The following is a 15,452-nucleotide window of genomic DNA, read 5'->3' on the forward strand; positions in this document are numbered from 1 at the left end:
CATTTTGGTCATCATGGAACATCAGATCGGGTTAGACGCGAAAGGCTTGCACGGCGGTAGTCAGTTGCCCGCCCAGCACCAGTAGGTGCTCGCCTTGGCTGCGGCCCTGGCCAATGCGCAGCAGATTATCCTCACCCAATTGATGAATCCGCTCACTGTTGTCGCGTATCTCGCTCACGGCTCCACTTTGTTGCGCGGTCACATCGGCGATACGTACGGCAGTGTCGGAGATGGTCTGGATCGCGCCGACGATTTCATCCAGCGCGCCATCCGCCGCCTGGGCTTGCTGGGCGGTGGCTTCGGCGTGTTCGACCTGCGCGCGCATGCCTTCTACCGACTGGTGCGCGGCGGTTTGCAGGCCGGCGATCAGGCCCTGGATTTCGGCAGTGGCACCGGCGGTACGCTGGGCCAGGGAGCGAACCTCGTCGGCCACCACGGCGAAACCACGCCCGGCCTCACCGGCGCGGGCGGCTTCGATGGCGGCGTTGAGGGCCAGCAGGTTGGTCTGGTCGGCAATCGAGCGAATCACCGTGAGCACGCCGCCGATGGTGGCGGACTCTTCGGCGAGTTTTTCGATCATCTGCGCATTTTGCTGCACTTCACCCACCAAGGCATGCAGCCCGGTGAGGCTCAGGCCGATCACGCGCTGGCCTTGCTCCACGGCCTGGCCCGCACTGCGGCTGGCTCCGGCGGCCTGGCTGGCATCGCCTGCGACTTGCTGGATGGTGGCCTCCAGTTCGCCCAGGGAATCACGGATTTGCGCGGTGTCGCCGGCCTGGCGTTCGGCACCGTCGTGCAGGCCGCTGCTCAGTTCGGCCAGGGCGCGGCTGCTGCCCGCCACTTCTTCGGCATTGCCACGGATGGTGCCGACCAAGTCCACCAGGTAGGCGCGCAGGCGGTTGAGGGAGGCCTCGATATCGTGCAGTTCACGGTTGGTCTTGCCCAGGGCGATCGGCTGGCTGAAGTCGCCTTCGGCCCAGGTCGACAAGGCCGGCGCCAGGTTGGTCAACACGCGCGCCAGGCGGCGTTGCAGGGTGTCGATCAGCAATGCGATCAGCAGGATCAGGCCAATCATCACGCCTTGTATCACACGCACTTCGCCCTGAATCTTCGCATGTTGCGCGCGGACCACGGGTTCGAGGCCGGCGATGGCTTGTTGCACGTTGGTGATTTTCAGGTGGGTGCTGGCGGCGAGGTCAGTGCGTTGCTGAATCTGTTCACGGGTGCGTTGGAGTTCAGCAGGGTAGCGGGTCAGCAGGCTGTTGAGCTCGCGCTTGAGGTCAACGCCGGTGTCTTGGGCTTCGGTTTTTTCGGTATTTTCCAGGCCCATCAACGCGGAAAAATCGTCGGTGTTGGATTCTGCGCTGGCCTTTATTCCCAATAAGGGCAGTTGCGCGAGCAGGTCGGCCTGGGTTCGCAGGTTAGTCACTTCGCGCTCGACATCCACAGCCAACTCGGCGCGCCCGCTGCTCACCAGCTTGTCGCGGGCCAGGGACAGTTTGCCCAGGTGCTGTGAGGCGGCGAGCAATGGCGGCATATAGCGCGCAGCCTCCGCGGAATTGACGCCGCTGGCGTACTGGCTCAGTTGTTCCAGGTTCGCGCCCAGTTCACGTTCGGCTTGCAGCAGCAGGGCTTGCGGGTCGCCAGCCAATTTACCGGCGGCCAACAAGTCAGTCTTGCTGAAGGTTTCCAGCTCCATAAGGCTGGGGCGCAGGTTTTGCGCCAATTCGGGCGGCAGTTCCGCTAGCTGCAGTTGCAGGCTTTCCAGGCTCTGGGTGGCACTGCTCAGGCGCAGGGCATCGCCGCTGGCCAAGTAGTCGTCGATGTTACGGGCAGCCTGGTTTTGAAAGACCTGGGACAACCCCAGGTAGCGCTCCATCAACAAGTACGGGCGCTCCAGCGCCCGTTGCGACCACCACAGCGTCGCCCCGAGCGCCAGGCACACGGCCACCAGCAGAAGGGTATTGAGATTGGTCAGCAGCTTCAGGCGCATGCGGGGTTTCAACCGACGGCAAGAGATAAGCGCCTGAATTTATTGCGTTTGTATTACAGCGTTATGACCGAATCGGTGGATTCTGGTGAAAAGATGGCACTTTGCTTTGATGTGCGAGCGGCTTGCACGCGGTTGCGTCCGGCGTCCTTGGCGCGGTACAGCGCTTCGTCAGCCTGGGCGGCCATCATCAGGCTGTCGGAATCGTCGCACAGCTCCACCAGGCCGGCGCTGAAGGTGCACCACAAATCCTGCGGTTGGGCGGGGTAGTGGATTTCTGCAAAGCGCCGACGAATGTCGTCCAGCACCTTGCAGGCCGATTCCAGGTCGGTGTCGGGCATCACGATGGCGAACTCTTCACCGCCGTAGCGGCCGATGTAATCGGTCTTGCGCAAACGCTGCTTGAGAAACAATGCCAGGCTCTTGATCACCCGGTCGCCCATCGGGTGGCCGTGGCTGTCATTGACGCGCTTGAAGTGGTCGATATCGAGCATGGCAAAGCTAAGAGGCTTGTTCTCGCGGCGGGCGCGGAAGCTGCAATCTTCGAGCAGTTGCAGGATATGCGTGTGGTTGTACAGCCCGGTGAGGCTGTCGCGCACCATCCGTGCCTTCAAGTTGCGCGCACGCGAAGCACGGTTGCGCACGGTAGTGATCAGGTGGCGCGGCTTGATCGGTTTGGTGAGGAAATCGTCACCGCCCTCGCTCATCGCATCCAGCTGTTTATCCAGGTCGTCTTCAGCCGACAGGTAGATGATCGGCACGCTGACGTAGCGGTCGTTGTGGCGAATCACCTTGGCCAGTTCGGTGCCCGTACAGGCAGGCATGTACATGTCGAGGATGATCAGGTCGGGCTGGAAATCCGCCAGCTCGGCCATGGCCTGGATCGGTTCGATCAAGGTGCGGGTGATAATCCCGGCACTGTTGAGCAGGCGTTCGGTGTGCAGCGCCTGGGCCCGCGAGTCGTCGATGATCAGCACTTTGTACGGTTCATACTGGGCCGCGCAGGTCAGCACTTCGATCTTTTCCAGCAGGCTTGAAGCCTCCAGGGTGCCGGTCAGGAACTCTTCGCCACCGGCGCGCACGGCGGCCAGGCGCGTCGGGGTGTCGGTTTCGTGCAGGCTGAAAAACAACAGCGGCAGCTTGTGCTCCAGGCCCTCTTGGGCTTCTGCGGCGAGCTTCAGGCCCAGGCCCGTACCGCAGAAGTCCACGTCCATCACAATCGCCGACGGCAAGCGCTCGGCCATGGCCGCGTGAAAGGCAGCGACGCTGTCCAGGGCGTGGGCGCTCATGCCAAAGAATTCGAGCTGCTTGGCCAGGCGCTCGGCGCGGTCATGGTCGGCGAGCATCACGTAGATCGGCTTGCGCATCGGCGGCAGGAAGGTTTGCTCAAGCTGATCGCCCTGGCGCAGGCCGGTGCGCGACAGGCGTTGCATCAAGCGGTTGAGCTCGGTGATCAGTTGGCTGCTCAGGCGGCCACGGTTCTCGTCCACGGCTTGCAGGGATTGACTGATATGCCGTGCCAGTTGCGTGTGTTCGGGCTGTTCGAAGCGTTCGGCGAAGCGCTGCAGGCGCAGGTTGGCTTCGCTGAGTTCGGAAAAGTCGGCGTTCGACCACTCGCTGCGCTGCAGGCGCTGCCAGATCTCAAGAATTTGACGTGCCTGATGAATTACCCGCTGGGCAAAGTGCTGCTTGAGACGCTCGCGGCTGGGGTCTTCTGACTCGGTCATATCCTGACTACTGTGAGGGTGCATGCTGAGGTCGACTGATGGCGCTATGCTAGCACCTCTTTTCTGATAGATGAGTGTCATACGTCAATTAAGTCTGCATGCCTGAGATTCAGTTATTGACCGGCTGGTCGCCCAGCGTAAAAGGTGTGCATCCTTTATAGTCCAAGCGGCCCGGTGCGCCACTTTCGTGTAAAAGCCCCGCACCGATGGGCACGATGGGGTAGGGTTGTGGTCGGAATGTCTGAACGCACCCGGACAATTGACGTGCATGAACTCAAGTGATTGAAAGGATATCGCCATGCTGGACTGGAAAAACCGCGAAGGCAGTGCCAAAGGCCCCGCCCCTGAGCCCAAGTCGGCCAACCGCAGCTATTTTCGCAACCTGCTGATGAGCCGGGCTTTGCTCAGCATCATCGGCCTGTACCTGCTGGTCACCGGTGGCCTGGGTTGGTACTGGAGCCAGGAGCCGGCGCTGTTTCCGGTCCAGCAAACCGCCCAGCTTGCCGCCGAGAAGGAAGGCAAGCAGATAGTGGTGGGCTACACCACCGTCGAAACCCTCAAGACCGTGGTCGGCACCTTGCTGAACAAGCCGGGCGGTTATATTTCCAACGACCGTTTCCCGCCGGGCTTGTGGATGGACAACATGCCGAGCTGGGAATATGGCGTGCTGGTGCAGGTGCGTGACCTCACCCGTGCCCTGCGTAAAGACTTTGCCCGCTCCCAGTCGCAGTCGGCTGAAGACGCGGACCTAGCCAAGGCCGAGCCGCGCTTCAACTTCGATAACAAGAGCTGGGTGCTGCCGTCCAGTGAGTCGGAATACCAGGAAGGCATCAACTCCCTGAGCCGCTACGAAGCGCGCCTGTCTGACCCGAACCAGCGCGGCGCGCTGTTTTATGCGCGTGCCGACAACCTCAACAACTGGCTGGGCGATGTGGCCACCCGTTTGGGCTCGTTGTCCCAGCGCCTGTCCGCCAGCGTGGGCCGGGTCAAGTTGAACACGGCGCTGAAAACCGAGGCGCTGGCGCCGGGCGAAGTGCCCCAGGTCGATGAAGAAGTGGTGGAAACCCCATGGATGCAGATCGACAACGTTTTCTACGAAGCGCGCGGCCAGGCGTGGGCCCTGTCTCATCTGCTGCGTGCCATTGAAGTCGACTTTGCCGACGTGCTGGCCAAGAAAAACGCCACCGTCAGCGTGCGCCAGATCATTCGTGAGCTGGAGGCCTCGCAGGAACCGGTATGGAGTCCTATGATTCTTAACGGCAGTGGCTTCGGTGTACTGGCGAACCATTCGCTGGTGATGGCCAACTACATTTCCCGGGCAAACGCTGCAGTGATCGACTTGCGTCAGCTCCTCAACCAGGGTTGATGATGGACGCTACTCAAAAGGAGGCCGCACACCGAGCGGCTTCCGATGCTGAACTTATCTGCTGGGTCGACGAGCAGGACCACCTGCTCGGCCACTTGGTCAGGTCCGACCTGCGCCAGCGCGGCTTGATTGGCCGTTGCACCTTTATCTTTCTGTTCAATTCCAAAGGCGAGCTGTGTGTGCACCGGCGCACGCTGAGTAAGGCGTTGTATCCAGGATATTGGGATACGGCGGCGGGCGGGATGGTGGCGGCGGGCGAGTCCTATGCGTTATCGGCAGCACGAGAGCTGGAAGAAGAATTGGGGGTTGCGGGCGTGGAATTGGTCGAACATGACCATTTCTACTTTGAGGATGGCGGCAGCCGACTCTGGTGCAAGTCCTACTCGGCGGTCTGGGACGGGCCCCTGCGGTTACAGCCTGAAGAGGTCATGGAAGCGCGTTTTCTAACCATCGAAGCGGTGCTTGCAGAGGCCGAGCAAAAGCCTTATTGCCCGGACGCCCAAGAGGGCTTGCGGCGCTATCTGGCCTCGCGTCGCTAAAGTTGTATAAATTGGCGCCATTTGGCTCTTAGCAACTTGGCTTTTTGCCGTTACACTGCGCGCCTTTTCACCCGAACCGCTATTGTTTCACCCTGTAGGAGCGAGCTTGCTCGCGAAAAACGCCAAGACACTGCGTGCTGCCTGAATGGCCGCGTTATCGTTGACGATTTTCGCGAGCAAGCTCGCTCCTACAGTGGATGTTACCTTGACGGTTCGGTAGCGCTGCCCCTGCCTGAGTGGGGCTTCGCGGTCGGTCACTGCCTTGTGCGGCGCCGATCAGTCTTCATCCTCCCAAGAGGATTGCCGGTGGCCAAAAAAGCCGCATCCTTCGCCGCCCTTGGTGGCCTGGTATTTTCCACCGACGCAGGTCGACACTGCCCGGACTGTCGTCAGCCCGTGGATTCGTGCACCTGCAAACAGACCCTGATCCCCGAAGGCGACGGTATTGCCCGCGTGCGTCGCGAGAGCAAAGGCCGTGGCGGCAAGACGGTGACTACCATCACCGGCGTGCCCCTGGCTGAAGACGCCCTGAAGGAATTGGCCACCTCGCTGAAAAAGCGCTGTGGCACCGGTGGCGCGTTGAAAGACGGGGTCATCGAGATCCAGGGCGATCACGTCGAGTTGCTGTTGGCCGAGCTGATCAAGCTCGGGTACAAGGCCAAGAAGTCCGGCGGCTGAAAGCCTCTTCCCAACCTGTGGCTAAACTCTGTCCTGCCAATGGGGTCTACTTCCCTTGCAGGCAAATCGTCATTTTCATTCTTTAGACTGCGCCAGCCTCGAACGAGAGGTGGCGCCTTCGCCTTCATTTATAGGGGACTTCGATGTCCGTACGACGCACACGCAAAGACGATGGCAGCCAATGGACAGTTGCGGACAGCCGCAGTGTTTACGGGATTCGCCATTGGGGGGCCGGGTATTTCGCGATCAATGAAGCCGGTCGCGTAGAAGTTCGTCCGAACGGCCCGAACAGCACGCCCGTCGACCTGTACGAGCAAGTCGATGAGTTGCGCAAAAGCGGCCTGTCGTTGCCGCTGCTGGTGCGCTTCCCCGATATCCTGCAAGACCGCGTGCGCCAATTGACCGGTGCCTTCGATGCCAACATCGAGCGCCTGGAATACCAGAGCAAGTACACCGCGCTGTACCCGATCAAGGTGAACCAGCAGGAAGCAGTGATCGAGAACATCATTGCTACCCAGAACGTCTCCATCGGCCTGGAAGCCGGCTCCAAGCCTGAGCTGCTGGCCGTGCTGGCCCTGGCGCCGAAGGGCGGCACCATCGTCTGCAACGGTTATAAAGACCGTGAGTTCATCCGCCTGGCGCTGATGGGCCAGAAGCTCGGCCACAACGTGTTCATCGTGATCGAGAAAGAGTCCGAGGTGGGGCTGGTGATCGAAGAGGCGGCGAGCCTCAAGGTCAAGCCGCAGGTGGGCCTGCGTGTGCGCCTGTCGTCCCTGGCATCGAGCAAGTGGGCCGACACCGGTGGCGAAAAATCCAAATTCGGTCTGTCGGCGGCGCAGCTGCTGTCGGTGGTCGAGCGCTTCCGTGCGGCCGGCCTGGACCAGGGCATTCGCCTGCTGCACTTCCATATGGGCTCGCAGATCGCCAACCTGGCTGACTACCAGCACGGGTTCAAGGAAGCCATTCGTTACTACGGCGAACTGCGCAACCTCGGCCTGCCGGTGGACCACATCGACGTCGGCGGTGGCCTGGGCGTGGACTACGACGGTACCCACTCGCGCAACGCCAGTTCGATCAACTACGACATGGACGACTACGCCGGCGTGGTGGTGGGCATGCTCAAGGAATTCTGCGACGCGCAGAGCCTGCCGCACCCGAACATCTTCTCTGAAAGCGGCCGCTCCCTGACCGCTCACCACGCCATGCTGGTGGTGCAGGTGACGGACGTCGAGAAGCACAACGACGAAATCCCGACCATCGAAAACAAGGAAAGCCTGCCCGAAACCGTGCAATGGCTGGTGGACCTGCTGGGCCCGACCGACATCGAGATGGTCACCGAAACCTACTGGCGCGCCACCCACTACATGAGCGACGTAGCGGCCCAGTACGCCGATGGCAAGCTGACCCTGGCGGAAAAAGCCCTGGCCGAACAGTGCTACTTCGCGGTGTGCCGTCGCCTGCACAACTCGTTGAAAGCCCGCCAGCGCTCGCACCGCCAGGTGCTGGACGAACTCAACGACAAGCTGGCCGACAAGTACATCTGCAACTTCTCGGTATTCCAGAGCTTGCCCGACACCTGGGCTATCGGCCAGGTCCTGCCGATCCTGCCGCTGCACCGCCTCGACGAAGAGCCGCTGCGCCGCGCCGTGCTGCAAGACCTGACCTGCGACTCCGACGGCAAGATCAAGCAGTACGTCGACGAGCAGAGCATCGAGACCAGCCTGCCGGTCCACGGTTTGAACGAAGGCGAGGACTACCTGCTGGGTATCTTCCTGGTCGGCGCGTACCAGGAAATCCTGGGCGACATGCACAACCTGTTCGGCGACACCGACTCGGTGAACATCTACCAGCGTGAAGACGGTTCGGTGTACAGCGCCGGGATCGAGACCCACGACACCATCGAAGACATGCTGCGCTATGTGCACTTGTCGCCGGAGGAGTTGATGACGCATTACCGTGACAAGTGTGCCAGTGCGAAGATCTCGGCCTCGGAGCGCACCCAGTTCCTGGATGCGTTGCGCCTGGGCCTGACCCGTTCTTCGTACCTGTCCTCGTAATAAAAATGTGGGAGCGGGCTTGCCCGCGATGGCGGAGTGTCAGGCAACAGTTAAGGGGCTGACACACCGCCATCGCAGGCAAGCCAGCTCCCACATTGGGTTTGTATTCCTTCAGGCTGTTCCCAGCCACAGTCCTTGCCGATTCAGGCGCCAGGCTATCGCCCACAGCGTCAGGCTGCGCACCGCCATGAACAGCAGGAAGGTGATCCACAACCCGTGGTTGCCCAGCCCCTGCAAGGCCCAGGCAACCGGCAGTACCAGCAGCACCGTCAGCAACATTCCATTGCGCATCTCCCGCGCGCGCGTTGCGCCGATAAACAAGCCATCAAGTAGATAACTCCACACTGCAATCAACGGCAATACCGCGAGGTAAGGCAGGTAGATGTCGGCGGTTTCGCGCACGCTGGGAATATCGGTTTGCATGGCGATAAATAGATGGCCGCCGAAGGTGAACAGCAGGGCGAAGCCGACGCTGGCGATCAGTGACCAACCGCAGGCCACCACCAATGAGCGACGCAACGCCTGCCTGTCACGGGCGCCGATGGCGTGGCCGCAGAGGGCTTCGACCGCATGGGCCAAGCCATCCAGTGCATGAGCCGTCAGTAACAGGCCGTTAAGCAGCAGCGCATTGGCTGCCACGGTGGCATCGCCCAAACGTGCGCCTTGTACCGTGATCATGAAGAACACCGACTGCAACGCCAGACTGCGGATGAAGATGTCGCGGTTGACCGCCAGCAATGGGCGCCAGCTTTGCCACAGTTTCAAGGCGGCCCAAGCGATATGCCCGGGGTAGGCGCGCAGGGCTTTTTGCGTGAGCGCCAGGCCGAGCAGGGCGCCGGTCCACTCGGCGATTACCGAGGCGCGGGCGGAGCCGACCACACCCCAGTCCAGGCCGAGGACGAACCATAGGTTGAGCGCGATGTTGACCAGGTTGGTGGTCAGCAAGATCGCCAATGGCGCTCGTGCATTTTGGGTGCCGAGGAACCAGCCGACCAGCGCATAGCTGGCGAGGGCGGCGGGCAGGCCGAACAGGCGGGTGTGGAAAAACTCCCGGGTCAGTTGGTTCAGTTCGGGCGAGGGCTGCATCCATTCCAAGGCCAGGTGGCTCAGGGGAATACCCACCGTGCCCAGCAGCATTGCCAGGCCCAGCGCCAGCAACAAGCCTTGCAACAGGATCTGCCGCAACGCCGCCCCATCGTTGCGCCCGGCGGCTTGGGCGGCGAACCCGGTGGAGCCCATGCGCAGGAAGCCCATGGCCCAGGCGAGGAAGGTATACAGGCTGGCGCCGACAGCCACGGCGCCCAGTTGGTGGGCGTGGGGCAGGTGGCCGATGACCATGCTGTCCACCAGGGCCACCAACGGCACCGAGATATTCGACAGGATCATCGGCGCGGCCAGGGCCCAGACGCGGCGATGGGTGGGGCGGTGGCGCCAGTCGGTCAATAAGGTGGACATGCAGTCTCCTTCGGGGGAGCGGCATTGTAACCGGCCAATGTGGGAGCTGGCTTGCCTGCGATGGCGGCCTCCCAGCCGACGGCTTTCTACCTGGCGCGCCGCGATCCAAATGTGGGAGCGGGCTTGCTCGCGAAGGCGGCCTGGCAGGCGACACAGTTGGATTGGGTATATATCCATTGCTGCGGTAACGGCTACTTAGGGTTCCGCCCTGACGGCGGCTCACTTTTGAAAAGCGCAAAAGTAAGCAAAACGCTCTTGCCCCACCACTCGGCACCTCGCCTAGGCTCGGTGTGCCCGTAATCCGCCAGTGATTTGGGGGGCCGCCGCCACGCGCCATCCATGGCGCGGGGCGGCTAAACCGGCATCCCTGCCGGTTTACCCCCCAAATCCCTGTCGAATTCCGGCCAGCGTGGTTTGACGGGGCGCTTAAGATCAAGATCAAAAGCAGATCGAGAGCAGATCAAGAGCGGCTCGCTTCGCATCGTGGTTACCGTCGGGTGCTACAGGCTGCAAAGTTGTGTGGATAGACAAGCCAGTTGCTCCCACATGTTGATCTTGATCGCCAATGGTTGTGGGATTTGGCTCGGCTTCATGCCTACCTAGAACCAACCGCCCCTCCGTCGGTCAATGTGACCGGCACCGCAGCGGCTTGGTCGGCGCTGATATATAGTTCACCCCTCGGTTCCCTCTGACTATGAGTGCCCCATGCTTAACAAAGGACTGTTCCTGGCCTGCGCGCTGGCCCTGCTGAGCGCTTGCGATTCTTCCGATAAACCCGCTGCACCGCCTGCGCCCACCGTGGCGGCAGCGCCGAAGCCGGTGAAAGCCGCGGTAGATGTGGCAGCGCTCAAGCAGCGTTATGCCGGGCGTGAGCTGAGCGTGGTGGACGTGTCTGAGGTGCAGTTGGACGGGGCCAGCACCTTGTCGGTGAGTTTTTCCATCCCCTTGGACCCCGATCAGAAATTCGCCGACAAGCTGCACTTGGTAGACAGCACGTCCGGCAAGGTCGATGGCGCCTGGGAACTGTCCGATAACCTGATGGAAGTGCGCCTGCGCCACCTTGAGCCGCAGCGCAAGCTGGTGCTGACCGTGGACGCCGGGGTGAAGGCAGTCAACGGCAACAGCCTCGCCGCCGAATACAGCGCCCGCTTGGAAACCCGCGACCTGCAAGCCACCGTTGGCTTCGCCAGCCGTGGCACGTTGTTGCCGACGCGCCTGGCCGAGGGCCTGCCGGTGATCGCGTTGAATGTCGACAAGATCGACGTGGAATTCTTCCGGATCAAACCCGAATCCCTGCCGTCGTTCCTGGCGCAGTGGGGGCGCAATACCAGCCTGCAAAGCTATGAGTCCCGTGAACTGCTGCCGATGGCCGAGCTAGTCTACGGCGGGCGTTTCGACCTGAACCCGGCGCGCAACACCCGCGAAACCCTGCTGCTGCCGATTGCCGGCCTCAAACAACTGCAGCAACCCGGCGTGTACCTGGCGGTGATGCGCGCTTCAGGCACCTACAACTATTCGCAACCGGCCACCCTGTTCACCTTGAGTGATATCGGCCTGTCGGTGCACCGCTATGCCAATCGCCTGGATGTGTTTACCCAGGCCCTGGAAGGCGGCAAGGCACTCAACGGCGTCGAACTGGAAATCCTCGATGCCGAAGGCCGCGTGCTCGGCCAGGGTAAGACCGAAGACGGTGGCCACGCCGAGTTGCCGCTGCCGAAAAAAGCCCAGGTGTTACTGGCCAAGCAGGGCGAGCAAACCAGCTTGCTGCGCCTGGACAGCGCCGCGCTGGACCTGGCGGAGTTCGATATCGGCGGGCAACCGTCCCACCCGTTGCAGTTCTTTGTGTTCGGCCCGCGTGACCTGTATCGCCCTGGCGAAACCGTGCTGCTCAACGCGCTGTTGCGTGACAAGGATGGCAAGGCGGTGAAGCCTCAGCCAGTGAGCGTCGAAGTGCGGCGCCCGGATGAACAGGTGAGCCGCAAGTTCGTGTGGGAGGCCGACGCGTCCGGCCTGTATCAATACCCGTTGCAGCTGGCTGGCGAAGCGCCGACCGGGCGTTGGCAGTTGGTGTTCGACCTCGGCGACGGCAAGCCGCAACTCTATGAATTTCTCGTCGAAGACTTCCTGCCCGAGCGCCTGGCGCTGGAGCTCAAGGGCAGTGACACGGCGCTGAGCCCGGAGGAAAACCCGGTCATCCAGGTCAACGGTCGTTACCTCTACGGCGCGCCCGCATCCGGTAACCGCGTCAGTGGCCAAGTGTATGTGCGCCCGCTGCGTGAGGCGGTCAAATCCCTGCCGGGCTACCAGTTCGGTTCTGTCACTGAAGAAGAGCTGAGCCAGGATTTCGAACTGGACGAAAGTGTACTCGACGCTAACGGCGAGCAAGCGCTGACCCTGGAAAGCAAGTGGGCCGAGGCCAAATCGCCGCTGCAACTGATCGTGCAAGCCAGCCTGCAGGAGTCCGGCGGGCGGCCGATCACCCGGCGCCTGGTGCAGCCGATCTGGCCGGCCGAGCAACTGCCGGGCCTGCGTGGCCTGTTTGACGGCAAGGAAACCAACGGCGATGGCCCGGTGGAGTTCGAAGTGCTGGTGGCCAACCAGGACGGTCAGAAGCTGGCCGCCCAAGACCTCAAGGTGCGCCTGGTGCGTGAGCGCCGCGACTACTACTGGAACTACTCGGAGAATGACGGTTGGAGCTACCACTTCAACGAGAAATTTCTCAACCTCGATGAGCAGAGCCTGAACATCAAGGCGGGCGACACCGCCAAGGTCAGCTTCCAGGTGGAGTGGGGCCCTTACCGTGTGGAGGTTGAAGACCCGCAGACCGGGTTGGTCAGCAGCCTGCGCTTCTGGGCCGGCTACCAGGCCCAGGACAACACCGAAGGCGGCGCCGTGCGCCCCGACCAAGTCAAGCTGGCGTTGGACAAACCCGCCTATGGCGATGGCGACACCGCCAACGTCACCGTCACGCCACCGGCGGCCGGTAAAGGCTACCTGTTGGTGGAGTCCGCCGAAGGGCCGCTGTGGTGGCAGGAAATCGACGTGCCGGCCGAAGGCAAAAGCTTTGCGGTGAAGCTCGACCCGAAATGGTCGCGCCACGATCTGTATGTGAGCGCCCTGGTCATTCGCCCCGGCGAGCGCAAAGCCAATATCACGCCTAAACGCGCCGTGGGCTTGCTGCACCTGCCGCTGGATCGCACCCAGCGCAAACTCGGCCTGACCCTTACCGCGCCAGAAAAAATGCGCCCCAAACAACCGCTGACGGTGAAGATCGCCGCCAAGAACGCCGATGGCAGCGTGCCCCAACAGGTGCACGTACTGCTGGCGGCGGTGGACGTGGGCATCCTCAATATCACTGAATACCCAACGCCCGATCCGTACGCCAGCCTGTTTGGCCGCAAAGCCTATGGCGTCGACCAATTCGACATCTACGGCCAGTTGATTGAAGCCGGCCAGGGGCGCCTGGCCAGCCTGGCATTTGGTGGCGACGCGGCGTTGGCCAAAGGCGGCAAGCGCCCGGACACCAGCGTAACCATCGTCGCCCTGCAAAGCGCGCCGGTGACCTTGAACGAGAAAGGCGAGGGTGAAGTCAGCGTCAATATCCCCGACTTCAACGGCGAACTGCGCCTGATGGCCCAAGCCTGGAGCGAGGATCGCTACGGCATGGCCGAAGGCAAGACGGTGATCGCCGCCCCGCTGATTGCCGAATTGTCGGCACCGCGCTTCCTGGCAGGAGGCGACCAGACCACCTTGGCCCTGGACCTCTCCAACCTGTCGGGCAAGGCCCAGAAGCTCGATGTGCAGTTGACCGCGCAAGGTCAGTTGCAGTTGGTCAACAGCGGCGCGCAGTCGGTTGAACTCAAGCAAGGCCAGCGCACCACCTTGCGTATTCCGGTACAAGCCTGGGGCGGGCTCGGCCAGGGCAAGGTCACGGTCACCGTCAACGGCCTGGACCTGCCGGGTGAAAACCTGCCGCCGTTCAGCCGCGAATGGACCCTGGGCGTACGCCCGGCGTACCCGGCCTTGCTCAAGCATTACCGCGCAGTGCTCAAGGACAAGCCGTGGAGCTTGCCATCGGGCGCACTGGACCAATTCGATGCATCTGGGCGCGAGGCGCTGTTGAGCCTGTCGAGCCGGCCGCCGTTGAACCTGGGCGCGCAGATCAGTGCACTCAAGGCTTACCCCTACGGTTGCCTGGAGCAAACCGCCAGTGGCTTGTACCCCTCGCTGTACGCCGACGACGCGCTGCTCAAGCGCCTGAGCATCAAGGGCGAGCCGGATGCCGAGCGCAAGCGCAAGATCGAATTGGGCATCGAGCGCCTGCTGGGCATGCAGCGCTACAACGGCAGCTTCGGTTTGTGGGGCGCCGATGGCGAGGAAGAATATTGGCTGACCGCCTATGTCACCGACTTCTTGCTGCGCGCCCGCGACCAGGGTTTTGCCGTACCGCCTGAAGCCTTGAAGAAGGCCAGCGAGCGCCTGTTGCGGTATGTGCAGGAACGTAACCTGATCGAGGTGGAGTACAGCGAAAACGCCGAACACACCCGGTTTGCCGTGCAGGCCTATGCCGGCATGGTGTTGGCGCGCAGTCAGCAGGCGCCGTTGGGTGCGTTGCGCAGCCTGTTCGAACGGCGCAGCGACGCACGCTCCGGCTTGCCGCTGGTGCAGTTGGCCATTGCGCTGCAGAAAATGGGTGACCAGCCGCGTTCGGATCAGGCGCTGTTGGCCGGGTTGGCGGCGCAGCGCAATGCCAATGAGTGGCTGGCCGACTACGGCAGCCCGCTGCGCGACCAGGCGATGATCCTGGCGTTGCTGGAGGAGAACGACTTGGCCAAGGGCCAGCGCGAGGAGCGGTTGTTCACCCTGTCGGATCAGTTGGCGGCCAGCCCGTACCTGTCTACCCAGGAGCGTAATTCGCTGTTCCTGGCCGGGCGCCTCGGGTTCGCCAAGCCGGAAACGAACTGGCAAGTGTCGCTCACCGGCAGCGGCGGTGTGCGTGAGTTGAACAACCAGCAATCGACGTTGGAGTTGGACGGCAAGTTGTTGTCCAGCGACCTGGCCTTGAGCAATCAGGGTGAAGCGCCGGTGTACCAACAATTGACGGTTTCGGGTTACCCACAAGTGCCGCCAGCGGCCGGTGGCAACAACCTGAGTATCCGACGCGAATACCTGGGCATGAACGGCCAGCCGTTGAACCTGCGTAACCTCAACAGCGGTGATCTGGTGCTGGTGCACTTGGCGGTCAGCGCCAAGCAACGCGTACCGGATGCTCTGGTGGTCGACCTGTTGCCTGCCGGCCTGGAGCTGGAAAACCAGAACCTGGCCCAAAGCGCGGCGAGCCTTGAGAACGCCAGCAGCCAGGTGAAGGAATGGCGTGAGTCGATGCAGAATGCCTCGCTCAAGCATCAGGAATTCAGGGACGACCGCTATGTGGCGGCGATGAATCTGGATGGCTATGGCACCACGCACTTGCTGTACCTGGCGCGCGCGGTGACCCCGGGAACCTACCGCGTGCCGCCGCCGCAGGTGGAGTCGATGTATCGGCCGAACTGGCAGGCAGTGGGTGAGACGCCAGTGGATATGGTGATCAAGGGCCGCTGAAAGCCACTGTAGGAGCGAGCTTGCTCGCGAAAAACGTCA

The 15,452-nt window shown here is 62.2% G+C and carries 7 protein-coding genes and 1 pseudogene; 5 read left to right on the forward strand and 3 right to left on the reverse strand.

Going from position 1 to position 15,452, the window contains the following annotated elements:
- Window positions 1-31: 31 nt before the first annotated feature.
- Both PSH76_RS30670 and PSH76_RS03130 read right to left on the reverse strand, forming a co-directional pair.
- Window positions 32-547, reverse strand: a pseudogene (locus tag PSH76_RS30670) (methyl-accepting chemotaxis protein); the annotation flags it as partial.
- A gap of 1,499 nt (window positions 548-2,046) precedes the next feature.
- Window positions 2,047-3,717 (reverse strand): PleD family two-component system response regulator, encoded by a 1,671-nt coding sequence (locus PSH76_RS03130; RefSeq protein ID WP_169918268.1) that lies wholly within the window; start codon window positions 3,715-3,717, stop codon window positions 2,047-2,049.
- Window positions 3,718-4,015: 298 nt separating this feature from the next.
- On the opposite strand from PSH76_RS03130, the gene PSH76_RS03135 reads away from it, so the two are divergent.
- The 4 genes from PSH76_RS03135 to speA all read left to right on the forward strand — a co-directional run bounded on the left by PSH76_RS03135 (window position 4,016) and on the right by speA (window position 8,357).
- On the forward strand, window positions 4,016-5,083 hold the full coding sequence (locus tag PSH76_RS03135) for a DUF2333 family protein (protein ID WP_032893759.1): 1,068 nt from the start codon (window positions 4,016-4,018) through the stop codon (window positions 5,081-5,083).
- A 2-nt stretch (window positions 5,084-5,085) separates the two neighbouring features.
- Entirely contained in the window at window positions 5,086-5,622 is a 537-nt protein-coding gene (locus PSH76_RS03140) for an NUDIX hydrolase (RefSeq protein ID WP_305493584.1), read from the forward strand.
- A 306-nt stretch (window positions 5,623-5,928) separates the two neighbouring features.
- Window positions 5,929-6,300 (forward strand): translation initiation factor Sui1, encoded by a 372-nt coding sequence (locus PSH76_RS03145; protein ID WP_032893757.1) that lies wholly within the window; start codon window positions 5,929-5,931, stop codon window positions 6,298-6,300.
- A gap of 143 nt (window positions 6,301-6,443) precedes the next feature.
- Window positions 6,444-8,357, forward strand: coding sequence for an arginine decarboxylase (gene speA, locus PSH76_RS03150; RefSeq protein ID WP_003188203.1), 1,914 nt, complete (start codon window positions 6,444-6,446; stop codon window positions 8,355-8,357).
- A gap of 111 nt (window positions 8,358-8,468) precedes the next feature.
- On the opposite strand, the gene PSH76_RS03155 is transcribed toward speA, so the two are convergent.
- On the reverse strand, window positions 8,469-9,812 hold the full coding sequence (locus PSH76_RS03155) for an MATE family efflux transporter (protein WP_305493585.1): 1,344 nt from the start codon (window positions 9,810-9,812) through the stop codon (window positions 8,469-8,471).
- Between the two features lie 705 nt (window positions 9,813-10,517).
- Here PSH76_RS03155 and PSH76_RS03160 point away from each other — a divergent pair.
- The gene (locus PSH76_RS03160; RefSeq protein WP_305493586.1) at window positions 10,518-15,413 is read left to right on the forward strand and encodes an alpha-2-macroglobulin; all 4,896 of its coding nucleotides are present in this window, start codon (window positions 10,518-10,520) and stop codon (window positions 15,411-15,413) included.
- Window positions 15,414-15,452: the final 39 nt, after the last annotated feature.

The organism is Pseudomonas sp. FP215 (assembly GCF_030687795.1).
Lineage (GTDB): Bacteria > Pseudomonadota > Gammaproteobacteria > Pseudomonadales > Pseudomonadaceae > Aquipseudomonas > Aquipseudomonas salmasensis.

Bases quoted from the DNA above. Each gene is read 5' to 3' on its own strand.
- PSH76_RS03155 (WP_305493585.1), bottom strand. From the start codon at position 9,812: ATGTCCACCTTATTGACCGACTGGCGCCACCGCCCCACCCATCGCCGC.
- PSH76_RS03130 (WP_169918268.1), bottom strand. From the start codon at position 3,717: ATGACCGAGTCAGAAGACCCCAGCCGCGAGCGTCTCAAGCAGCACTTT.
- PSH76_RS03135 (WP_032893759.1), top strand. From the start codon at position 4,016: ATGCTGGACTGGAAAAACCGCGAAGGCAGTGCCAAAGGCCCCGCCCCT.
- PSH76_RS03140 (WP_305493584.1), top strand. From the start codon at position 5,086: ATGGACGCTACTCAAAAGGAGGCCGCACACCGAGCGGCTTCCGATGCT.
- speA (WP_003188203.1), top strand. From the start codon at position 6,444: ATGTCCGTACGACGCACACGCAAAGACGATGGCAGCCAATGGACAGTT.
- PSH76_RS03160 (WP_305493586.1), top strand. From the start codon at position 10,518: ATGCTTAACAAAGGACTGTTCCTGGCCTGCGCGCTGGCCCTGCTGAGC.